Source organism: Roseovarius sp. (assembly GCF_965277045.1).
Taxonomy (GTDB): Bacteria; Pseudomonadota; Alphaproteobacteria; order Rhodobacterales; family Rhodobacteraceae; genus Roseovarius.
Map to the genome: position 1 here is coordinate 1,511,927 of NZ_OZ255712.1, position 18,337 is coordinate 1,530,263.

General features: G+C 65.2%; 19 protein-coding genes. 3 read left to right on the forward strand and 16 right to left on the reverse strand.

The window, feature by feature from the left end; all coding sequences use genetic code 11:
• Positions 1 to 141 precede the first annotated feature (141 nt).
• The gene (locus ACQY4V_RS07430) at positions 142 to 495 is read left to right on the forward strand and encodes a DoxX family protein (RefSeq protein WP_428517182.1); all 354 of its coding nucleotides are present in this window, start codon (positions 142 to 144) and stop codon (positions 493 to 495) included.
• On the opposite strand, the gene ACQY4V_RS07435 is transcribed toward ACQY4V_RS07430, so the two are convergent.
• A complete protein-coding gene (locus tag ACQY4V_RS07435; protein ID WP_428516205.1) occupies positions 492 to 1,892 on the reverse strand; it encodes an MATE family efflux transporter in 1,401 nt (466 codons plus the stop codon). The two genes, ACQY4V_RS07430 and ACQY4V_RS07435, sit on opposite strands and share 4 nt — an antisense overlap.
• Before the next feature lie 133 nt (positions 1,893 to 2,025).
• On the reverse strand, positions 2,026 to 3,249 hold the full coding sequence (locus ACQY4V_RS07440) for an acyl-CoA dehydrogenase (RefSeq protein WP_428516206.1): 1,224 nt from the start codon (positions 3,247 to 3,249) through the stop codon (positions 2,026 to 2,028).
• A gap of 105 nt (positions 3,250 to 3,354) precedes the next feature.
• On the opposite strand from ACQY4V_RS07440, the gene ACQY4V_RS07445 reads away from it, so the two are divergent.
• Positions 3,355 to 4,263 (forward strand): LysR substrate-binding domain-containing protein, encoded by a 909-nt coding sequence (locus ACQY4V_RS07445; protein ID WP_428516207.1) that lies wholly within the window; start codon positions 3,355 to 3,357, stop codon positions 4,261 to 4,263.
• Between the two features lie 11 nt (positions 4,264 to 4,274).
• Here the strand turns inward: ACQY4V_RS07445 and ACQY4V_RS07450 are convergent, their stop codons facing one another.
• From ACQY4V_RS07450 to ACQY4V_RS07500, 11 genes are all read right to left on the reverse strand, one after another.
• A complete protein-coding gene (locus ACQY4V_RS07450) occupies positions 4,275 to 5,093 on the reverse strand; it encodes an SDR family NAD(P)-dependent oxidoreductase (protein ID WP_428516208.1) in 819 nt (272 codons plus the stop codon).
• A 197-nt stretch (positions 5,094 to 5,290) separates the two neighbouring features.
• Complete coding sequence (gene phoB / locus ACQY4V_RS07455) at positions 5,291 to 5,980, reverse strand: phosphate regulon transcriptional regulator PhoB (protein ID WP_428516209.1); 690 nt, start codon at positions 5,978 to 5,980, stop codon at positions 5,291 to 5,293.
• Positions 5,981 to 5,998: 18 nt separating this feature from the next.
• Positions 5,999 to 6,724 (reverse strand): phosphate signaling complex protein PhoU, encoded by a 726-nt coding sequence (phoU, locus tag ACQY4V_RS07460; protein ID WP_428516210.1) that lies wholly within the window; start codon positions 6,722 to 6,724, stop codon positions 5,999 to 6,001.
• Positions 6,725 to 6,736: 12 nt separating this feature from the next.
• A complete protein-coding gene (gene pstB / locus ACQY4V_RS07465) occupies positions 6,737 to 7,534 on the reverse strand; it encodes a phosphate ABC transporter ATP-binding protein PstB (protein ID WP_428516211.1) in 798 nt (265 codons plus the stop codon).
• 14 nt (positions 7,535 to 7,548) lie between these two features.
• Positions 7,549 to 8,883, reverse strand: a complete 1,335-nt coding sequence (gene pstA / locus ACQY4V_RS07470) for a phosphate ABC transporter permease PstA (protein WP_428516212.1) — start codon at positions 8,881 to 8,883, stop codon at positions 7,549 to 7,551.
• The gene (pstC, locus tag ACQY4V_RS07475) at positions 8,880 to 10,352 is read right to left on the reverse strand and encodes a phosphate ABC transporter permease subunit PstC (RefSeq protein ID WP_428516213.1); all 1,473 of its coding nucleotides are present in this window, start codon (positions 10,350 to 10,352) and stop codon (positions 8,880 to 8,882) included. The genes pstA and pstC overlap by 4 nt, the downstream gene beginning before the upstream one ends.
• 84 nt (positions 10,353 to 10,436) lie before the next feature.
• Positions 10,437 to 11,477 (reverse strand): substrate-binding domain-containing protein, encoded by a 1,041-nt coding sequence (locus ACQY4V_RS07480; protein WP_428516214.1) that lies wholly within the window; start codon positions 11,475 to 11,477, stop codon positions 10,437 to 10,439.
• Positions 11,478 to 11,659: 182 nt separating this feature from the next.
• Positions 11,660 to 12,718, reverse strand: coding sequence for an ATP-binding protein (locus ACQY4V_RS07485; RefSeq protein ID WP_428516215.1), 1,059 nt, complete (start codon positions 12,716 to 12,718; stop codon positions 11,660 to 11,662).
• Complete coding sequence (locus tag ACQY4V_RS07490) at positions 12,715 to 13,245, reverse strand: gamma carbonic anhydrase family protein (RefSeq protein ID WP_428516216.1); 531 nt, start codon at positions 13,243 to 13,245, stop codon at positions 12,715 to 12,717. Before ACQY4V_RS07490 ends, ACQY4V_RS07485 begins: the two co-directional genes overlap by 4 nt.
• Positions 13,246 to 13,884 (reverse strand): guanylate kinase, encoded by a 639-nt coding sequence (gmk, locus tag ACQY4V_RS07495; RefSeq protein ID WP_428516217.1) that lies wholly within the window; start codon positions 13,882 to 13,884, stop codon positions 13,246 to 13,248.
• Between the two features lie 246 nt (positions 13,885 to 14,130).
• On the reverse strand, positions 14,131 to 15,009 hold the full coding sequence (locus ACQY4V_RS07500; RefSeq protein ID WP_428517184.1) for a YicC/YloC family endoribonuclease: 879 nt from the start codon (positions 15,007 to 15,009) through the stop codon (positions 14,131 to 14,133).
• A 393-nt stretch (positions 15,010 to 15,402) separates the two neighbouring features.
• Between ACQY4V_RS07500 and ACQY4V_RS07505 the strand changes: the two genes are divergently transcribed.
• A complete protein-coding gene (locus tag ACQY4V_RS07505; protein ID WP_428516218.1) occupies positions 15,403 to 16,059 on the forward strand; it encodes a PAS domain-containing protein in 657 nt (218 codons plus the stop codon).
• On the opposite strand, the gene ACQY4V_RS07510 is transcribed toward ACQY4V_RS07505, so the two are convergent.
• From ACQY4V_RS07510 to hfq, 3 genes are all read right to left on the reverse strand, one after another.
• A complete protein-coding gene (locus ACQY4V_RS07510) occupies positions 16,047 to 16,673 on the reverse strand; it encodes a pyridoxamine 5'-phosphate oxidase family protein (protein ID WP_428516219.1) in 627 nt (208 codons plus the stop codon). The genes ACQY4V_RS07505 and ACQY4V_RS07510 overlap by 13 nt on opposite strands.
• Positions 16,674 to 16,760: 87 nt before the next feature.
• Positions 16,761 to 18,038, reverse strand: a complete 1,278-nt coding sequence (gene hflX, locus ACQY4V_RS07515; protein ID WP_428516220.1) for a GTPase HflX — start codon at positions 18,036 to 18,038, stop codon at positions 16,761 to 16,763.
• Complete coding sequence (gene hfq / locus ACQY4V_RS07520; protein ID WP_057789335.1) at positions 18,035 to 18,274, reverse strand: RNA chaperone Hfq; 240 nt, start codon at positions 18,272 to 18,274, stop codon at positions 18,035 to 18,037. Before hfq ends, hflX begins: the two co-directional genes overlap by 4 nt.
• Positions 18,275 to 18,337 lie beyond the last annotated feature (63 nt).

Here is an 18,337-nt window from a genome sequence, read left to right on the forward strand (position 1 = left end):
ATACTGATTATGCGCTATTGCGCCATAGACTGACGGGGATGCCCTGAAACTTGACCGGCCGGGTTTGCGTGGATGGGAAACGGATTACGTCGCCCAATTGAAGCCGACCGCCCCCTGCCGATGGAGAGATCAGTGCCCGAGATGATAAAGACCCCCTGGACCCTGCGGATCGGGCGCGCGCTGATCGCGGTGCTGTTTCTGGCCGGCGCGGTGCAGAAAGCCGTGGCACCGGAGCAAGGCATGGCTTTGTTAGGCAATCTGGGGCTGCCCGGCGCGCTGATCTGGCCCGCGCTGGTGTTCAACGCCGTGGCCGGGCTGGCGCTGTTGCTGGGTTGGGCCACGCGCTGGGTCGCACTGGCGCTGGCGGCTTATTGCATGGTCACCAGCATTTTCCATTTCCAGCCCGAGGATGGCTGGCAGATGTCGATCTTCGTCAAGAACTGGGCGGTTGCGGGCGGTCTGCTGGTGCTGAGCGATTACGCACGCCGGGTCTAAGCCGTGCGATTGTACATTTCGTGCATCCGCCGCTGAAGCTGGAAACGGCAGGTCAGCTGGCGCATCGGATGAGCTTGGTCGGTGATCATCCAAAGGCTGAGCCAAGTGGCGATACCGGCGAACAGAACCCCGCCCGCCGCTTGGCCGACCAGCACGCCGGGCGCCCCGAACAGCGCACCGCCAATCAGAATAAACGGTATCGTGCCAAGGGTTTGCCGGCCCCAGTTGATCCAGGTGGAATAGCCCGGATGACCAAGATTGTTATAGGATGCGTTGGCCACGAAAATCACCGCGTTGAAGAAGCTGGCCAGCGCAATAGGTCCGCAGAACAGCACGATCAGTTCGCGCGTCATGCCCTGAGCCCCGAAAAGATCGGCAATTTGCTGGCGGAACACGAACAGCAGCCCCGAGATCAGCACCACGTAGAACCCGGCAAATATAACGCCGTCGAAGAACGCCTGGCGCACCCGGTCAAGCCGCCCTGCCCCGAAATTCTGTCCCATGATCGGACCGATTGCGCCCGAGAGCGCCAGAACGACCGAGAACACCACCGGGATCATGCGGCTGATGATCGCCATGCCAGCGACGGCATCGGTCCCGTACTTGGCCATTTCGCGGGTCACGATGGCCGCGCCGACCGGCGTTGCGATGGTGGCCAGAACGGCGGGCGTGGCGATCTGCATGCCTTCGCGGATGTCATAGGCAAAGCATTGCGGGCGCGGCACGGCAAAGGCATTGTAGACACGCCACGCGAACCAGAGCGCCAGCAGCATCGTGGCCAGCCGCGCCGCCACGGTGGCCCAGGCCGCGCCTTCCAGCCCCATCGACAGCCCGAAGATCAGCAGCGGGTCGAGCGCGCCGTTGACGATGGCCCCGATCAGCGAGGGATACATGGCCCGGCGCGCGTCGCCATAGGCGCGTAGCGTGGCGACGGTCGTCATGCCGATGCCGGACATGAAGGTGCTGGGAAGGATGATCCACAGATACCCCTTGGCACGCTCGGCCACGTCGCCGTCGGCGCCGATCAGCCCCAGGATCAGGTTGAGATTCGGCAGCATGATCAGCGGCACCAGAATGCCGAAGGCGATGGCGAACATGGCCGCGGAAAACGCGTGTTCGCGGGCCGGCAGATCCTTGCCCGCGCCCAACGAGTTGGCCACCAGCGCCCCTGCCGCGATGGACAGGCCGATATTTATGGCGCTGGCAAAGAACATCACCGTGCTGGCATAGCCGGCGGCGGCGGCCAGCGCCTCTTGCCCCAGCATCGAGATGAACAGCACGTCGATCAAATCGACCGCGAAAATGGCCATCAGCCCAAGGCTGGAGGTCAGCGACATGATGGACACATGCCGCATGAGGCTGCCTTCGGTGAAACGGGCGTCGATTACGTGGGCCATGAACGTGCTCCGGCGATCCTTCAGAACACGGATTTAACACCCCGCTTTAAAAGCACAACTGACTGGAAATGCAATATCTCTGTGCATGTGCGCGCGAAAGGCGGGCGGCGGGCCGCCCTGCCCCGCGGCCGGATCAAAAGAACGCCTGAAGCCCGGTTTGCGCGCGCCCCAAGATCAGCGCGTGCACGTCGTGCGTGCCTTCGTAAGTATTGACCGTTTCGAGGTTCATCATGTGGCGGATGACGTGGAATTCCTCGGAAATGCCGTTGCCGCCGTGCATGTCGCGGGCTTGCCGCGCGATATCCAGCGCCTTGCCGCAATTGTTGCGCTTGATGAGGCTGATCATCTCGGGCGCGGCTTGCGCGGCGTCCATCAGGCGGCCGACGCGAAGGGCTGCCTGAAGGCCGAGGGTGATTTCGGTCTGCATGTCGGCGAGTTTCTTCTGGAAGAGCTGGGTCTGCGCCAGCGGACGCTTGAACTGCTTGCGGTCGAGGCCGTATTGGCGTGCGGCGTGCCAGCAGAACTCGGCCGATCCCATGACGCCCCAGGCGATGCCGTAGCGGGCGCGGTTGAGACATCCAAAGGGGCCTTTAAGTCCTTGAACATTCGGCAAAAGATCGTCTTCGCCCACCTCGACGCCATCCATGACGATCTCGCCGGTGATGGAGGCGCGCAAGCTCTGCTTGCCGCCGATCTTGGGCGCGGAAAGCCCCTTCATGCCTTTTTCCAGAACGAAGCCGCGGATCTTGCCGTCATGGGCGTCGGACTTGGCCCAGACGACGAAGACATCGGCGATAGGCGCGTTGGAGATCCACATCTTGGAGCCGGAGATCTTGTAGCCTTTGTCGGTCTTCTCGGCGCGGGTCTTCATGCCGGCGGGATCGGAGCCCGCGTCGGGTTCGGTCAGGCCGAAACAGCCGATCAACTCGCCCGAGGCCAGGCCCGGCAGGTATTTCTGGCGCTGTTCCTCGCTGCCATAGGCGTAGATGGGATACATCACCAGGCTGGACTGCACGGACATCATGGAACGATAGCCCGAGTCCACACGCTCGATCTCGCGCGCGACGAGGCCGTAGGTGGTATAGTTGGCGCCAAGGCCGCCGTACTCTTCGGGGATGGTGGTGCCCAGAAGGCCCATCTGCCCCATCTCTCGAAATATGCCGGGATCGGAGGTTTCCGACGCGTAGGCGTCCTTGACCTTGGGTTGCAAGGTTTCCTGCGCGAAGGTGCGGGCGCTGTCGGCGATCATGCGCTCGTCTTCCTCCAGCTGGGCGTTCAGCAGGAACGGATCGGCCCAGTCGAACCCGGCAAGGTCGGGCTTGTCCTTGTCGCGAAGTTTGGGGGCGTCGAGGCTCATGGCGGTCTCCTTTGCAGGGATGAAAACGGGTTTGGCTTGAATTTATCCTGAGATAAGCGCAATAAAAAGCGGCAATTCGGTATATATTCATGAGGAAACTGCATAATGCCCCTGCCCCGTCGCTTTCTGCCTTCGCTGGGCGCCCTGCGGGCGCTGGAGGCGCTGGACCGGCTGGGCAGCCTGACCGCGGTGGCCGAAGAGCTGAACCTGAGCCAAAGCGCGGTGAGCCGCCAGTTGCAGACGCTGGAAAGCCAGCTTGGCGTTCCTCTCTTCGTCCGCGAAGGGCGGCGCGTGCGGCTGACGCCCGAGACGCGGGAATACGCCGGCGAGACGCGCGCGGCGCTGAACCGGATCAGCCAGGCGTCGCTGAAGCTGGCGCTGAACCCCGGGGGCGGCAGTCTGAACCTGGCGATATTGCCGACCTTCGGGATGCGCTGGCTGGTGCCGCGCCTGCCGGAGTTCGCCGCGGCGCATCCGGAGGTGACGCTGAACCTGTCGACCCGGCTGAAACCGTTCAACTTTGGCGCGGAACCCTTTGATGCGGCGATCCTTTTCGGCAGCGGAGCTTGGCCCGGCACGCAATCGCTGCGACTGAAGAACGAGGCGGTGGTGGCAGTGGCCGCGCCCGCGCTGTTGGAGCGGGCGGCGGTGCGAAAGGCCGAGGATGTGCTGTCCCTGCCCTTGCTGCATATCGAAACCCGGCCCGAGGCGTGGCGCGCGTGGTTCGCGGCGCACGGAGTCGAGACGGGCACGGTTGCGGGCACGATCTATGACCAGTTCTCGACCATCACGCAGGCCGCCTTGCACGGGCTGGGCGTGGCGCTGTTGCCGGACTACCTGGCGGAACAGGACCTGGCCACGGGCAAGCTGGTCACCGTCTGGGGTGGGCGCACGGAGAGCCCCGGGGCCTATCACCTGGTCTGGCCCGAGGAGAAGGCGCAGGACAGCGCGGTGATCAAGTTCCGCGACTGGCTGGCGCCGCAGGCCGAGGATGAAGACCCCCTGCCCCGGTGACCGATCCAAGCTCAGATGCCGTAGGGAACGCCGCCCGAGACCGGCAATGTGATTCCGGTGACATAACGCGCGTGGGGGCCGGCCAGATAGGCCACGGCATCGGCCACGTCGGCGGGCCGGCCCGCGTCGCGCAGCGCCACGCTGGCGTAGCGCTGCGCCTTGACCTCGTCCAGGCTCAGCCCGCGTTCGCCGGCGATCCGCGTGTTGGCGGCCATGTGCATGTCGGTGGCGATGTAGCCGGGACAGACGATGTTGCACAGGATGTTGTCCGGCCCGAACTCGGCGGCGATCGTCTTGGTCAGGCCCACCAGCCCGTGTTTCATCGCCGTATACGCGCCGAACCCGGGTTCGGCGCCCAGGCTGCCGGTGGAGCCGATATTGATGATCCGCCCGCCCCCGGCGGCCTGCATGCTCGGGATCACGGCGCGCGACAGCATCATCGGGGCCAGGAGGTTGACGTTGAAACTGCTGGTCCACTGGGCGGGTGTGGTGGACATGAAATTGTCCGCGCCCGCGAGGCTGCCGGCGTTGTTGACCAGGATGTCGACGCGCCCCAGCCTGCGCTGCACCTGCGCCACGACCGCGTCGATCTGCGCGGCATCGGTGACGTCCAGTTCGAGCGCCGTGCCCGCGGGATCGAGGGCGGCGGCGAGCGTTCGCAGCAGCGAGAGGCGCGGGGTGGCGACGCCGTCTACCTGCGTGGTGCCGCCGAGATCGGTGACGACCACATGCGCGCCGTCCTCTGCCAGCCTTCGGGCGATGGCCTGTCCGATTCCGTTAGGGGCGGAGGTGCCTGTGACGAGGGCGACCTTGTCGTGAAGTGGGGGCATGATCTGCGTCCTTTGCGGTCCGGTCCCGTGCGACAGAGTAGACGGGCCCGGCCGGAGCGCAACCAGCCATATCGAGTGGCTACGCCACGCTTTATTTGTTTGATTTGAGTATTTGGAGCAAGAAAAAGCCGGGCGCGCGCTGCTGCTTTTTCTTGTCGAAAATACTCATATCCCGCCGCCCGCCATGAGGTGCGACCTCAGCCGAGCGAGTACCCTGCCCCGCGCACCGTGCGCAGCGGGTCGTCGCCACCGTGCTGGCAGAGCGCCTTGCGCAGCCGGCCGATATGGACGTCGACGGTGCGGGTGTCGACATAGATGTCGCGGCCCCAGACGCGGTCGAGCAGTTGTTCGCGGCTCCACACCCGGCCCGGCTTTTCCATGAAGGTCGAGAGCAGGCGGAACTCGGTCGGGCCCAGTTTCAGCCCCTCGCCCTGACGGGTGACGCGGTGGGTTTCGGAGTCGAGGATGATATCCTCGTATTCCAGCCTTTCGCCCACGGTCGAGGGTCGGGTGCGGCGCAGTTGCGCGCGGACGCGGGCCATGAGTTCGATCACCGAATAGGGCTTGATCACGTAATCGTCGGCGCCAGTTTCCAGGCCCCGCACGCGGTCCACCTCCTCGGAGCGGGCCGAGAGCATGATGATGGGCACGTTGCGGGTCTCGGAGCGGGTCTTGAGCTGGCGGCAGACCTCGATGCCGGACACGTTGGGCAGCATCCAGTCCAGCAGGATGAGGTCGGGCGCGGCCTCTTCGACCAGCATCAGGGCCTCTTCACCGTTCTCGGCGCGGGTGACTGCAAAGCCGTCGGCCTCGAGGTTGTAGGCCAGCACTTCGCGCTGGGCCGGTTCATCCTCGACCAGAAGTACGCTGGGCTGATCGCTTGCCATGACGTCTGTTGTCCTTAGTTATGCGCCGACCTGCGGCGAGACCTTGGGATCGAGCGAGGTCTTGTCGCTCTTGGGGCGGTTGTCGTCGGGCATGGTGCCGGTGACCAGATAGACCACCTGTTCGGCGATGTTGGTGACATGGTCGCCCATGCGCTCCGTGTTCTTGGCGATGAAATGCAGGTGCATGCAGGGCGTGATGTTGCGCGGATCTTCCATCATGAAGGTCAGGAATTCGCGGAAGAGCGCGTTGTACATCTGGTCCACGTCGTGGTCGCGCTGAATGACCTCGCGGGCGAGTGCCGCGTCGCGCTGGATATAGGCGTCGAGCACGTCGCGCAGCATCCGCTCGGTCTCGCGCGCCATGCGGCGCAGCGAGGCGGTGGCGCCGCTGATCGGGCTCATCTGAGCGAGCACCGTGGTGCGCTTGGCCATGTTCTTGGCGTAGTCGCCGATGCGTTCGAGGTTCGAGGCGATTTTCATCACCGTCAGGATGACGCGCAGGTCGATGGCGGTGGGCGCGCGCAGGGCGATTGTCCGCGCGGTTTCCTGGTCGATCTGTTCTTCGAGGTCGTCGATCACGCGGTCGCCGGCACGGACCTTTTCGGCCAGTTCCTCGTCGCGGGTGTCGAGCGAGATGGCGGCGTTCATGATCGCCTCTTCCACCAGGCCGCCCATCTTCATGATCAGCGCCTGGACGGTTTCGAGGTCACGGTCGAAGGCCGATGAGATGTGTTCGTCGTTCATAGCGTGCGCTCCTTAGCCGATCCGGCCGGTGATGTAGCTTTCGGTGCGGGGATCTTCGGGGTTGGTGAAGATCTTGCCGGTTTCGCCGAATTCCACGAGGTTGCCGAGGTGGAAGAAGGCGGTCTTCTGGCTGACGCGGGCGGCCTGCTGCATCGAGTGGGTCACGATCACGACCGAATATTCGGTACGCAGCTCGTCGATCAGTTCCTCCACTTGCGCGGTGGCGATGGGATCGAGCGCCGAGCAGGGTTCGTCCATCAGCAGCACCTCGGGTTCGGTGGCCACGGCGCGAGCGATGCAGAGACGCTGCTGCTGCCCGCCCGAGAGGCCCGTGCCGGAGGCTTGCAGGCGGTCCTTGACCTCGTCCCAGATGGCGCCGCGGCGCAGGGCGCGCTCGACGATCTCGTCCAGATCGGCCTTGTTCTTGGCCATGCCGTGGATACGGGGGCCGTAGGCGATGTTGTCGTAGATCGACTTGGGGAACGGGTTGGGTTTCTGGAACACCATGCCGACCTTGGCGCGCAACTGCACCGGGTCGACTTTCTTGTCGTAGATATCCTCGCCATCCAGCAGGATATCGCCCTCGACCCGGCAGATGTCGATCGTGTCGTTCATCCGGTTGAGACAGCGCAGGAAGGTGGACTTGCCACAGCCCGAGGGCCCGATGAAGGCAGTCACGGTCTTGTCTTCCAGCGCGACATCCACGTCCTTGATGGCGTGGGTGTCGCCGTAATAGACCTGAACGCCCTTGGCCGAGAATTTGATGTCTTTCTGATCCACGGCTCTCTCCGTATTTGGCGTATCGTACATGGCGCGGTCCCTTTCTACCAGCGGCGCTCGAAGCGGCGGCGCAGGATGATGGCGATGATGTTCATGGTCAGCAGGAAGACCAGCAGGATGATGATGCCGCCCCAGGCTTTCTCATAGAAGCTGGCGTCGGCGCGGGCGGCCCAGGTGTAGATCTGGGCGGGCATGGCCGAGTTGGGCTCGGTGAAGCCGGCGACGAAGCCGTCAGGATAGCCGCGGGCGACGAAGCCGACCATGCCGATCAGCAGAAGCGGCGCGGTTTCGCCAAGGGCCTGCGCGAGGCCGATGATGGTGCCGGTCAGGATGCCGGGCATGGCGAGCGGCAGGACGTGGTGGAAGACCGCCTGCATCTTGGAGGCCCCGACGCCGAGCGCCGCATCGCGAATGGAGGGCGGCACGGATTTGAGCGAGGCGCGGGTCGAGATGATGATCGTGGGCAGGGTCATCAGGGTCAGCACCAGCCCGCCAACCAGAGGAGCCGATTGCGGCAGGTGCATGAACTGGATGAACACGGCAAGGCCGAGGATACCGAAGACGATTGACGGCACGGCGGCGAGGTTGGAGATGTTCACCTCGATCAGGTCGGTGAAGCGGTTCTGCGGCGCGAATTCCTCAAGATAGATCGAGGCGGCGACTCCGATGGGCAGCGACAGGACCAGCACCACCAACATCATGAAGAACGAACCGATGACCGAAGCGCCGATGCCGGCCCCGCCGGGGTTGTCGACGCCGGAATCCGCGCCGGTGATGAAGTTCCAGTTGAACTCGGACTTGATGATGCCCGCGTTGCGCAGCGCATCCACAAGATCGAGGTCGGCGGCCATCAGGAACCGGCTGTCCTGCATGCTTTCGCGGGTGACACGGCCGTTGAAATAGCCGTCGACACGCGACGAGGCGGAGAGCGAGAAGGACGTCGGCTCGCCGAGACGGTTCTGGTTGCCCGCGTAGTATTCCCGCAGGTTGCCGCCGACCTTGCCCAGCACGCGTTCGATCGAGGCCTCGTCGAATTCAACCTCCATCCCGCGTTCCTCCAGTTGCTGCTGAAGCTCGGCGATGAAGAGGTTGGAATAGGCCTTGGTCTTGAAAAGTTCGCTCTCGGCCTCGTCGAATTGTTCTTGCGTCAGGGTGAACTCCATCTCCACCACGGTGTGGGTGAAGGCCGGAAGGCCCGAGCGGATGATCGAGAAGAACAGCACGACAAGAAAGAAGATGCCGATGATGATCGCCGTCAGCCCGTAGGCGCGGAAGCGTTTCTCGGCGGCATTGCGCCGCTTGGTGTTGGCGTCGGCGGTCTTAAGCGAGGAGCGGTCGCGGCCACCGCCGCTGGCGCCATTGAGCGTTGCGTCGGTCATTCGTACTGCTCCCGGTATTTGCGCACGATATAAAGGGCGAAGACGTTCAGGCAGAGCGTGATGACGAAAAGCGTCATCCCGAGGGCGAAGGCCACCAGAGCCTCGGGCGAGGCGAAGTCGGCGTCACCCGTGAGCTGGCTGACGATCTTGGCGGTCACGGTTGTCATGGCCTCGAACGGGTTGAGGCTGAGCCGGGCTGCGGCCCCTGCCCCCAGCACCACGATCATCGTCTCGCCGATGGCGCGGCTGGCGGCCAGAAGGATGGCGCCCACGATGCCCGGCAGGGCGGCGGGCAGCACCACCTGGCGGATGGTTTCCGATTGCGTGGCACCCAGCCCGTAGGAGCCGTCGCGCATGGCCTGCGGCACCGCGTTGATGATATCGTCGCTGAGCGAGCTGACGAAGGGGATCAGCATGATGCCCATCACCAGACCGGCGGTCATGACGGCGGTGCCGGCCTGCATGATCCCGAGGCCCTCGTCACCGAATACCTTCAGCAAAAGCGGGCCTACTGTCAGCAGGGCGAAAAGGCCGTAGACAATGGTAGGGATCCCGGCCAGCACCTCGAGCAGCGGCTTGGCGACCGAGCGGACCTTGGGCGAGGCGTATTCCGACAGGTAGATCGCGGCGAAAAGCCCGATGGGCACGGCCACGGCCAGCGCCACGATGGAAATGTAGAACGTGCCCCACAGCAGCGGGATCACCCCGAGGTCCGAACTGCCGCCCCGGCCAGAGAAGCTGGGCGCCCAGTTGGTGCCGAAGAAGAAATCGGAGGCCGGGTAAAGTCGGAAGAACTCGATGGTGTTGAACACCAGCGACAGGATGATGCCGACCGTGGTCAGGATGGCGATGGAGGCCGCACCGATCAAGAGCGCGCGGATGCTTTGCTCGACCGTGTTGCGGGCGCGGAAATCGCCGTGGGATTCGCGCAGGCCCCAGAGCGCGCCGAGCACGGCCAGCACGAGCACCGCGACGGTCATCATCAGGTTGCCGGTGGCGTTCATGACGCGGTAGCGCTGGGCGGCGTTCAGGATGGGTTGGGTCACTTCCGAGGTGACGATCTGGCCCGCATCCTTGAGCCGCTGGGTGACGTCGGCGAGGTCGGCGCGGGCGTTCTTGACGAAATCCTCGTCCATCAGGCCCTGCGCGACGGCATTGTCGAGACCCTCGGCGGTGCGGCGCACCTCGGCCATGACCAGCCCCAGGGATCCGGTATTGCCGACCGAGCGGTCGGGGATCATGCCCGAGATCGTGTTGCCGACCACGATCGGCTGGATCAGCAGCCACGCGATCATCAGCAGGAAGGCCGGAACGACCACCTTGATCAGGACGTTCGAGCCGTAATAGGACGGCAGGGAGTGGAGCTTGCGGTTGTCGCCCCCCACGCTTTGAAGCGCCCGCCCGCGACCGAGCACATAGCCCACCGCCGCGATGCCAAGCACGATCAGGAATAGCCAGAGTGTCGGCATGAGCCCCCCATCCGTCTGTCTGGAAAAATTACCTAAAAGGGGTTGGGGGCGGCGGATTGTGCCGCCCCCGGTGGTCAGAGGCTATCAGGAGCCGCTGCCCATGGTTTCTTCGGCCTCGACAGCCGACTGCGTGGCCGCCAGCTCGGGGTCCGCGACCAGGCCATAGTTCGACAGCGGGCCGCCGGGGCCTGCGATCTCGTCGGCGACGAAGAACTGTGCGTACTCTTTCAGGCCGGGGATCACGCCGATATGCGCTTTCTTGACGTAGAAGAACAGCGGGCGCGACACCGGGTATTCACCCGACGCGATGGTGTCGGTCGAGGGCGCGATGCCGCTCATGGTGGCGACCTTCAGCTTGTCGGTGTTGTTCTCGTAGAACGCCAGGCCGAACACGCCGATGCCGTTGGTGTTGGCGTCGATGCGCGCCAGGGTCTCGGTGTAGTCGCCGTCGATATCGACCGACTTGCCGTCCTGACGGACGTCAAGGCAGGCGTCTTCGGCTTCGTCTTCGCTCATGCCGCTGTCCAGCATGGCCTGCATCGCGCCGGTTTCCTCGCAGCCGACCAGCAGAACCTTCTCTTCGAAGACTTCGCGGGTGCCGTGCTTGGTGCCGGGGATGAACATCGCGATTTCGGCGTCGGGCAGCTCGGAGTTGAACTCGGCCCAGCTTTCGTGGGTGTTCTCGACCAGCTCGCCGTCTTTCAGGACGGTGGCGCCGATGGCGTTGAAGATGTCGGTGGGCTCGAACGCGGTGAACTCGGGACCGGATTGCTGGCTGGCAAAAACGATGCCGTCATAGCCGATGCGCACTTCGATGATGTCGGTCACGCCGTTGTCGGCGCAGGCCTTGATCTCTTTTTCGCGGATGGCGCGCGAGGCGTTCGCCACGTCGATGGTGTTTTCGCCAACGCCTTCGCAGAAGCGTTTCAGGCCAGCCGACGAGCCGCCCGATTCCACGACCGGGGTCGGGTAATCGGTGTTTTCGCCGAAGAGCTCGGCCACGATCGACGCGTAGGGCAGCACGGTGGAAGAACCGGCAACCTGGACGTTGTCACGTGCAGCGGCAGCGGTGGCCGAAACGGCCGCGATCGCCAGGGTAGAGGCGGTCATTTTCATGAAGGACATTTATAGCTCCTGATATCCATGTATCCCGGTCACCTTGCAGCGGGCGACCTTGGCGCCCTGCTACGCCTCGGGCACGACGCTTTTGTTACGGTTTTGTAACGGTTTTATGACAGGCCCCTTTTTGCGAAGGTTAACGCCGAATTAATTTCGGTTGACGTCGCGACGCAATGATGGGGGGTGCGTCAGGCCTGCGGGGACGCGGGGCGCGAGGGCAGAATCACGTCGAATCGGGTGCCCTGCCCCAGCTCTGATTCGACCTTCAGCCGGCCGCGGTGGCGGTTGACGATATGCTTGACGATGGCCAGCCCGAGCCCGGTGCCGCCCATCTCGCGCGAGCGGTGGCTGTCGATGCGGTAGAAGCGTTCGGTCAGGCGGGGGATGTGCACCTCCTCGATGCCGGGGCCCTGGTCGGCCACGGAGACCACCGCCGAGGGGCCGCGCAGCGCGGGGTGATCGGAATGCGCCGCAAGCGTCACGGTGACGGTCTTGCCGGGGCCGCCATACTTGACGGCATTCTCGATCAGGTTGGTCAGGACCTGGTGAAGCTGATCGGCATCGCCGGGCACGTGGATCTCTTGCACCTCGGTCAGGAAGGCGATCTTCACGTCAGCTTCCTCGGCGATGGGTCGGGTGGCGTGGGTCACGGCATTGATCAGCCGGATCAGGTCGACGCGGTCGGTGGGGCGCACGCGCTCCTGCGCCTCGACCCGGCTGAGCGACAGGAGGTCCTTGACGAGGCGCTCCATCCGGCTGGCCTCTACCTGCATGGTGCCCAGAAACCGCTCCGTCGCCACAGGGTCATTGCGGGCGGGACCGCGCAGGGTTTCGATGAAGCCCAGCAGCGCGGTCAGCGGCGTGCGCAATTCGTGGCTGACATTGGCCACGAAATCGCGGCGCATCTGGCCCACCTGTTCCAGATGCGTGACATCCTCGAAGCACAACAGCACGCCCGAGCCCGCCTCGGTCTCGACCGGGCTGCATGTGACGATGAAGGTGGTGTCCTGCGCGCCGGCGCTGGAGAGGTAGCGCGTCTGGCGCGTCTCGCGGTCGCGCAGGGACGCCTCGACCGCGTCGAGCACGGTGGGCTGGCGGATGGCGGTGATGAAATGGCGCCCGGTCAGCCCCGGCCCCAGGAGCGCCACGGCGCGGTCATTGGCGCCAAGGATGCGCTCGCCCCGGCCGACAAGGACCGAAGCCAGGGGAATCGCCTGCAAAAGCGTGGCGATATTGCCCTGGTTCATTCCGTGTCGAGGCGGCGCAGTCCCGCCCGGTAGCGCGCGGCGTTCTTCTGGTAGTGCAGCGCGGTGGCCGTGAAGGCGGCGATGGCCTGTTCGTCCAGTTCGCGCACGATCTTGCCGGGCGCGCCCATGACGAGGCTGCCATCGGGGATCTCCTTGCCCTCGGTGATCAGCGCGCCTGCCCCGATCAGGCAGTTGTTGCCGATCCTGGCGCCGTTCAGCACGGTCGCGCCCATGCCGATCAGCGTGTTTTCCCCCAGCGTGCAGCCATGCAGCATCGCCTTGTGCCCGATGGTGCAGCCGCGCCCGATACTCAGCGGAAAGCCGGGATCGGTGTGCATGACCACGTTTTCCTGCACGTTGCTGCCCTCCCCCACGACGATCGGCTCGTTGTCGCCGCGCAGGGTGCAGCCGAACCAGACCGAGGAATTCTCCTCGAGCACCACCTTGCCGATGATGTTGGCATCGGGCGCCACCCAGGTGCCGGTTTCCAGTTGCGGGATTACGTCGTCAAGCGCGTAGATGGGCATTCATCTCTCCTCGAATTCGGCCTGCAGGCGTTGCACATGGGCGTTCAGGTCGGGCTGTTGCAGGCGGCGCAGGCGGGCGGCCGAGACAATGGTCTTCAGCGCCTTGTCGGTGGTGTCCAGGTCGTCATTGACCAGCACGTAATCGTATTCGCCCCAGTGGCTGATCTCGTCCCAGCTTTTCTGCATCCGCTTGGCGATGGTCTCGGGGCTGTCCTGGCCGCGGGTCTCAAGCCGGCGGTGCAGCTCGGTGATCGAGGGCGGCAGGATGAAGATCGACAGGGTATGGGGGCCGAGAACCGAGTTCTGGATCTGCTGCGCGCCCTGCCAGTCGATATCGAAGAGCACGTCTCGGCCGGCGTCGATGGCGGCCTGCACGGGGCCGCGGGGCGAGCCGTAGAAATTGCCGAAGACATGGGCGTGTTCCAGCATCTCGCCCGCCGCAACCTGGCGGCGGAAGGTGCTGTCGTCGAGGAAGTGATAATCCTGCCCGTCCACTTCGCCCGCACGTGGGGGGCGCGTGGTGGCCGAGACGGAAAACGAGATCGTGCTGTCCCAGTCGCGCAGGCGGCGCGACAGGGTGGACTTGCCCGCGCCCGAGGGCGAGGACAGGATGATCAGAAGGCCGCGGCGGTGTTTCATGGGGCCTCCGGTGCGGGCAGGCGGCCCGGCTTTTTTTTGCCCGAAATACTCATGCAAGCGCCGAAGGCGCGCTGCGGCGACGCCGAAGTCGGCGCAAATCCTTTGGGGCAGAGTGTGCGAGGGGCCGAGAGGTCCCGGGCCAAGCCCGGGACGGGGTGGCGCGTAATTGCCGCGAGATCGCCCCAGGTCAGGCCCTGGACAGGCAGGATCACGTCCGGGATGACCTGCAAAACCCTGTTTTGCAGGTCACTCCACATTCTGCACCTGTTCACGCATCTGTTCGATCACGCTTTTCAGCTCCAGCCCCACGCTCGTCAGGTCGCGGCTTTGCGCCTTGGAACACAGCGTGTTGGCCTCGCGGTTGAATTCCTGCGCGAGAAAGTCGAGCTTGCGGCCCGCCGGGCTGCCCTTGGCGATGAGGTCGCGGGCGGCGGCCACGTGGCTGCGCAGGCGGTCGATTTCCTCGGTCACGTCGGATTTCACAGCCAGCACGGCCAGTTCCTGGGCGATGCGCGCTTCCTCGACGCCGTCGGTATTGTCCATCACCCGCTGAAGCGCGGCGCGGAAATTGGCCTCGGTTTCGGGGCGGCGGGCCTCGGCGGCGGTGGCGGCGGCGTCGGTGAGGTCCGCGATCCGGGCAAGCTGGCCGCTCAGCACCTCGGCCAATGCGGCACCTTCGCGGTGGCGCATCGACTGGAAACTGTCCAGAACGGTCTCGAAATCCGCCACCAGCGCCTTGCCCAGGGCGGTGGTGTCCTCGGCCTGCGTGCCCGGCTCGAACACGCCGCGCAGGGCCAGCACGTCGGCGGCGTTGGCCGGCGCCAGCGACAGGCCGAGCGCCATGGCGCGGGCCTCGATCTCGGTCATCGCCGCCAGCACGCGGTCGAGCTGGGCGGTGTCCAGTTGCGCGGCCGCGCCGCCGTCCTGCGCCTGAAGCTTCAGCGAGAGGGTGACATTGCCGCGCGAAAGTGCCCCGGTCAGGCGCGCGCGCAGCGCCGCTTCCAGCCCTTCGATCCAGTCGGGCACCCGCAGGCGCAGATCGAGGCCCCGCCCGTTCACCGACCTGAGGTCCCACGTCCAGCCGAAACGCCCATGCGCCCCCTGCCCCGCGGCATAGCCGGTCATGGAAATCAGGGGGGACGGATCTTTTGTCACGGTGCAGCCTATCCTTCGCGCGCGGGCCGTGAAAACGCCCGGTCTCGTTGCAGGTGTCCTAGTCTTTCGGGGCCCCCTTCGCAAGCGCCCTGCGCGGGGCCGCGTTAACCACTGGGCAACAAAGTTGAACAAATTCGGGCAGAATTGTGGCAAGCTTGTTCCAAGTCGAGCTGCATCTGATTCAATTTGAAGGCAGTGCAGGACCGCGCGGGAGTGGCGCAGGGTCGATCTCGCACGGGGGCGTTCCGGGCGCGTGATCACGTTCGGATCGGAATATTCATGGTGAGGCCGGCGTCGGAGCCGGATGGGGAAAGACCGATGACGGATGATTCTGGAACCTCGTTCCCGGACAAGATTTTGGACTTGCAGCTACCGGGTGCAGGCGCGGCCCGCCGCCGGCGCGAGGCGGACCTGCGCGAGTTCGTCGCCTACTGGTCGGCGATGCGATGGGGCGGCGACGTGCCGCTGCGCACCGAGATCGACCCGCGCGGCATCGAGAGCCTGCTGAGCAATGCCTTCATCGTCGAAAAGGTCGCTCCCGGCATCGCCCGGCTGCGCATCGCCGGCACGCACCTGTCGGACGTGATGGGCATGGAAGTGCGCGGCATGCCCCTGTCGGCCCTGATCGCGCCCGAGGACCGGGCGCAGCTGGCCGATGCGATGGTGGAGCTGTTCGAGCGGCCCGCGACGCTGCGGCTGGACCTGACCGCGCCCGGCGGCATCCGCCGTCCGGCACTGGCGGCGACGCTGATCGTGCTGCCGCTGCGCAGCGACCTGGGCGATATCTCGCGCGCGCTGGGCTGCTTCGTGACCGACGGGCCGATCGGCGCGACGCCGCGTCGGTTCCGCATCGTGGAGTGCCAGGTGACTCCGGTCGATCTGACCGACGCGACGGCGCCCGGATTCAGCGAAGAGCAGGCGCGGCTGGCGCCCCCTGCCCCGAAGGCTCGGCATGAGCGGCCCGCACCGCTGTCACACCCCAGCGAACGGCCCTATTTGCGACTGGTTCACAGCGACTGAGCCGCGTCCAGACGGGCCTTGAGTGCCGCGTTCTCGGCACGCAGGTCTGCCAGCTCCTGCTGGAAGGGTTCGAGGATCGGGCCCAGTTCCTCCATCGTCAGTCGGACGGGGATGTGCTGGGGGCAGTTCCAGTCGAAGCCTTCGACGGTGATGACCACGGCGCGTTCGGGGCGCGCCTTGTAGCCGACGTCCATCAGCCGGGAAACCAGCTCGGGCTCGTCCGAGATCGCCACGCGGCCGAGGATCTTGAGCCGCGCGCTGTTGGGGTAATCCATCAGGATGAGCGAGATACGGTCGTTGTCTGCCAGGTTGCCGGCAGAAATATATTGGCGGTTGCCGCGATAGTCGGCATAGCCCAGCCTCTTTTCGTCCAGCACCTTGAGAAACCCGCGCGGGCCGCCGCGGAACTGCACGTAAGGCCAGCCCGTGGCGCTGACCGTGGCCTGGTAGAAGCCGTCGCGCAGGGCGATGAACTGTGTTTCGTTGGGGCCAAGACGGTCGTCGGCGGGGGCATCGGGGGCAAAGCTGCGGGCATACATGGCGGCAGAGCCCTGTTTTTCCTGCATGGCGCGGACGGCGTCGGTGAAAGCGAGTTCGTGGAAGGTCTTGGCCATGTCTTGCGTCCTTTCAGGTGCTCAAGGCCGCTAGATCGGGATGCAGCGGGTATTTCGCAAATCACGAGGCCGCGAGGCACGGTGTGCTCAGAGCCCGTCGAACTGCGATTTCTGCGTGTCGTTCCAGCGCACGGTCAGGCTGTAGCCATCCTCGTCTTGCACTTCGTCCTCGACAAGCCCCTTCTCGAACAGCCAGGCGCGCTTGCGGCCCGCTTCAAAGCCCAGCGAGACCGTTTCGACGCGGGTCGCGCCCGCCAGGCGGGTGATGATGGTGTCGCTGAGCGCGGCCATGCCTTCGCCGGTGATGGCCGACAGAAGCTGGACATTGTCGAAGCGCGCGGCGCGGTTCTCGGCCAGGGTGCGGTCCTCTGGCGACAGGCGGTCGATCTTGTTCCAGACCTCGATCTGGGGCGTGGTGTCCAGCACGCCGAGGCTGGTGAGGATCTCGTGCACGTCGCCGGCCTGGTCCTCGGTCTCGGGGTGCGAAATGTCGCGGACATGCACGATGAGATCGGCGGCCAGCACTTCCTCGAGCGTGGCGCGGAAGGCGGCGACGAGTTCGGTGGGCAGGTCCGAGATGAAGCCCACCGTGTCGGACAGGATGACCTCGGGACCGCCGCCCGGCAGGGCGATCTTGCGCATGGTGGGGTCGAGCGTCGCAAAGAGCATGTCCTTGGCCATCACCTCGGCCCCCGTCAGGTGGTTGAAGAGCGTGGACTTGCCGGCGTTGGTGTAGCCCACCAGCGCCACGATGGGGAACGGCACCTTGGCGCGGGCGGCGCGGTGCAGGGTGCGGGTCTTGACGACCTTTTCCAGCTGGCGGCGCAGGCGCACGAGCTGTTCGTCGATGGCGCGGCGGTCCGCCTCGATCTGGGTCTCGCCGGGGCCGCCCACAAAGCCCAGCCCGCCGCGCTGACGTTCAAGGTGGGTCCAGGCGCGGACCAGACGTGTGCGCTGGTAGCTGAGCGCAGCCATTTCCACCTGCAACACGCCTTCGCGGGTGGCGGCGCGGTCGGAAAAGATTTCAAGGATCAGGCCGGTGCGGTCCAGCAATTTGACGCCCAGCTGCTTTTCCAGATTGCGCTGCTGGACGGGCGACACCGGGCCGTCGATCAGGACCAGCTCGACCTCGTTTTCCTCGACCAGCGATTGCAGCTCGGCCAGCTTGCCCTTCGAGAACAGCATCCCGGGATGCGGGTCGCGCAGGCGCACGACCGAGCCGCCCAGCACGTCCAGCCCCGGCAGGGCGTGGGCCAGCGACACGGCTTCTTCAAGCGCGAGCGCGGGGTCACGCTCGCGATCGGAACCGGGAATATCGGGGTGCAGGACCCAGGAGCGGGTGTCCGAAACGTCGGTCTGGGTCAAGACCCGTCATCGCCCTCGTACAGGCTGACCGGCTGGGAGGGCATGATAGTGGACACGGCATGTTTGTAGACAAGCTGTGACTGCCCGTCGCGGCGCAGCAGGATGCAGAAATTGTCGAACCAGGTGATCACGCCTTGCAGCTTGACGCCGTTGATCAGGAAAACCGTGACGGGAATCTTGGTCTTGCGGACCTGATTCAGAAATGCGTCTTGCAGGTTTTGTCGGTCTGTCGCCATTGTTTTTATAGCCTTTGTTCTTGCATGGGGCGCGTTGCGGCCCCGGTCTCCCTCGCAAGGGAG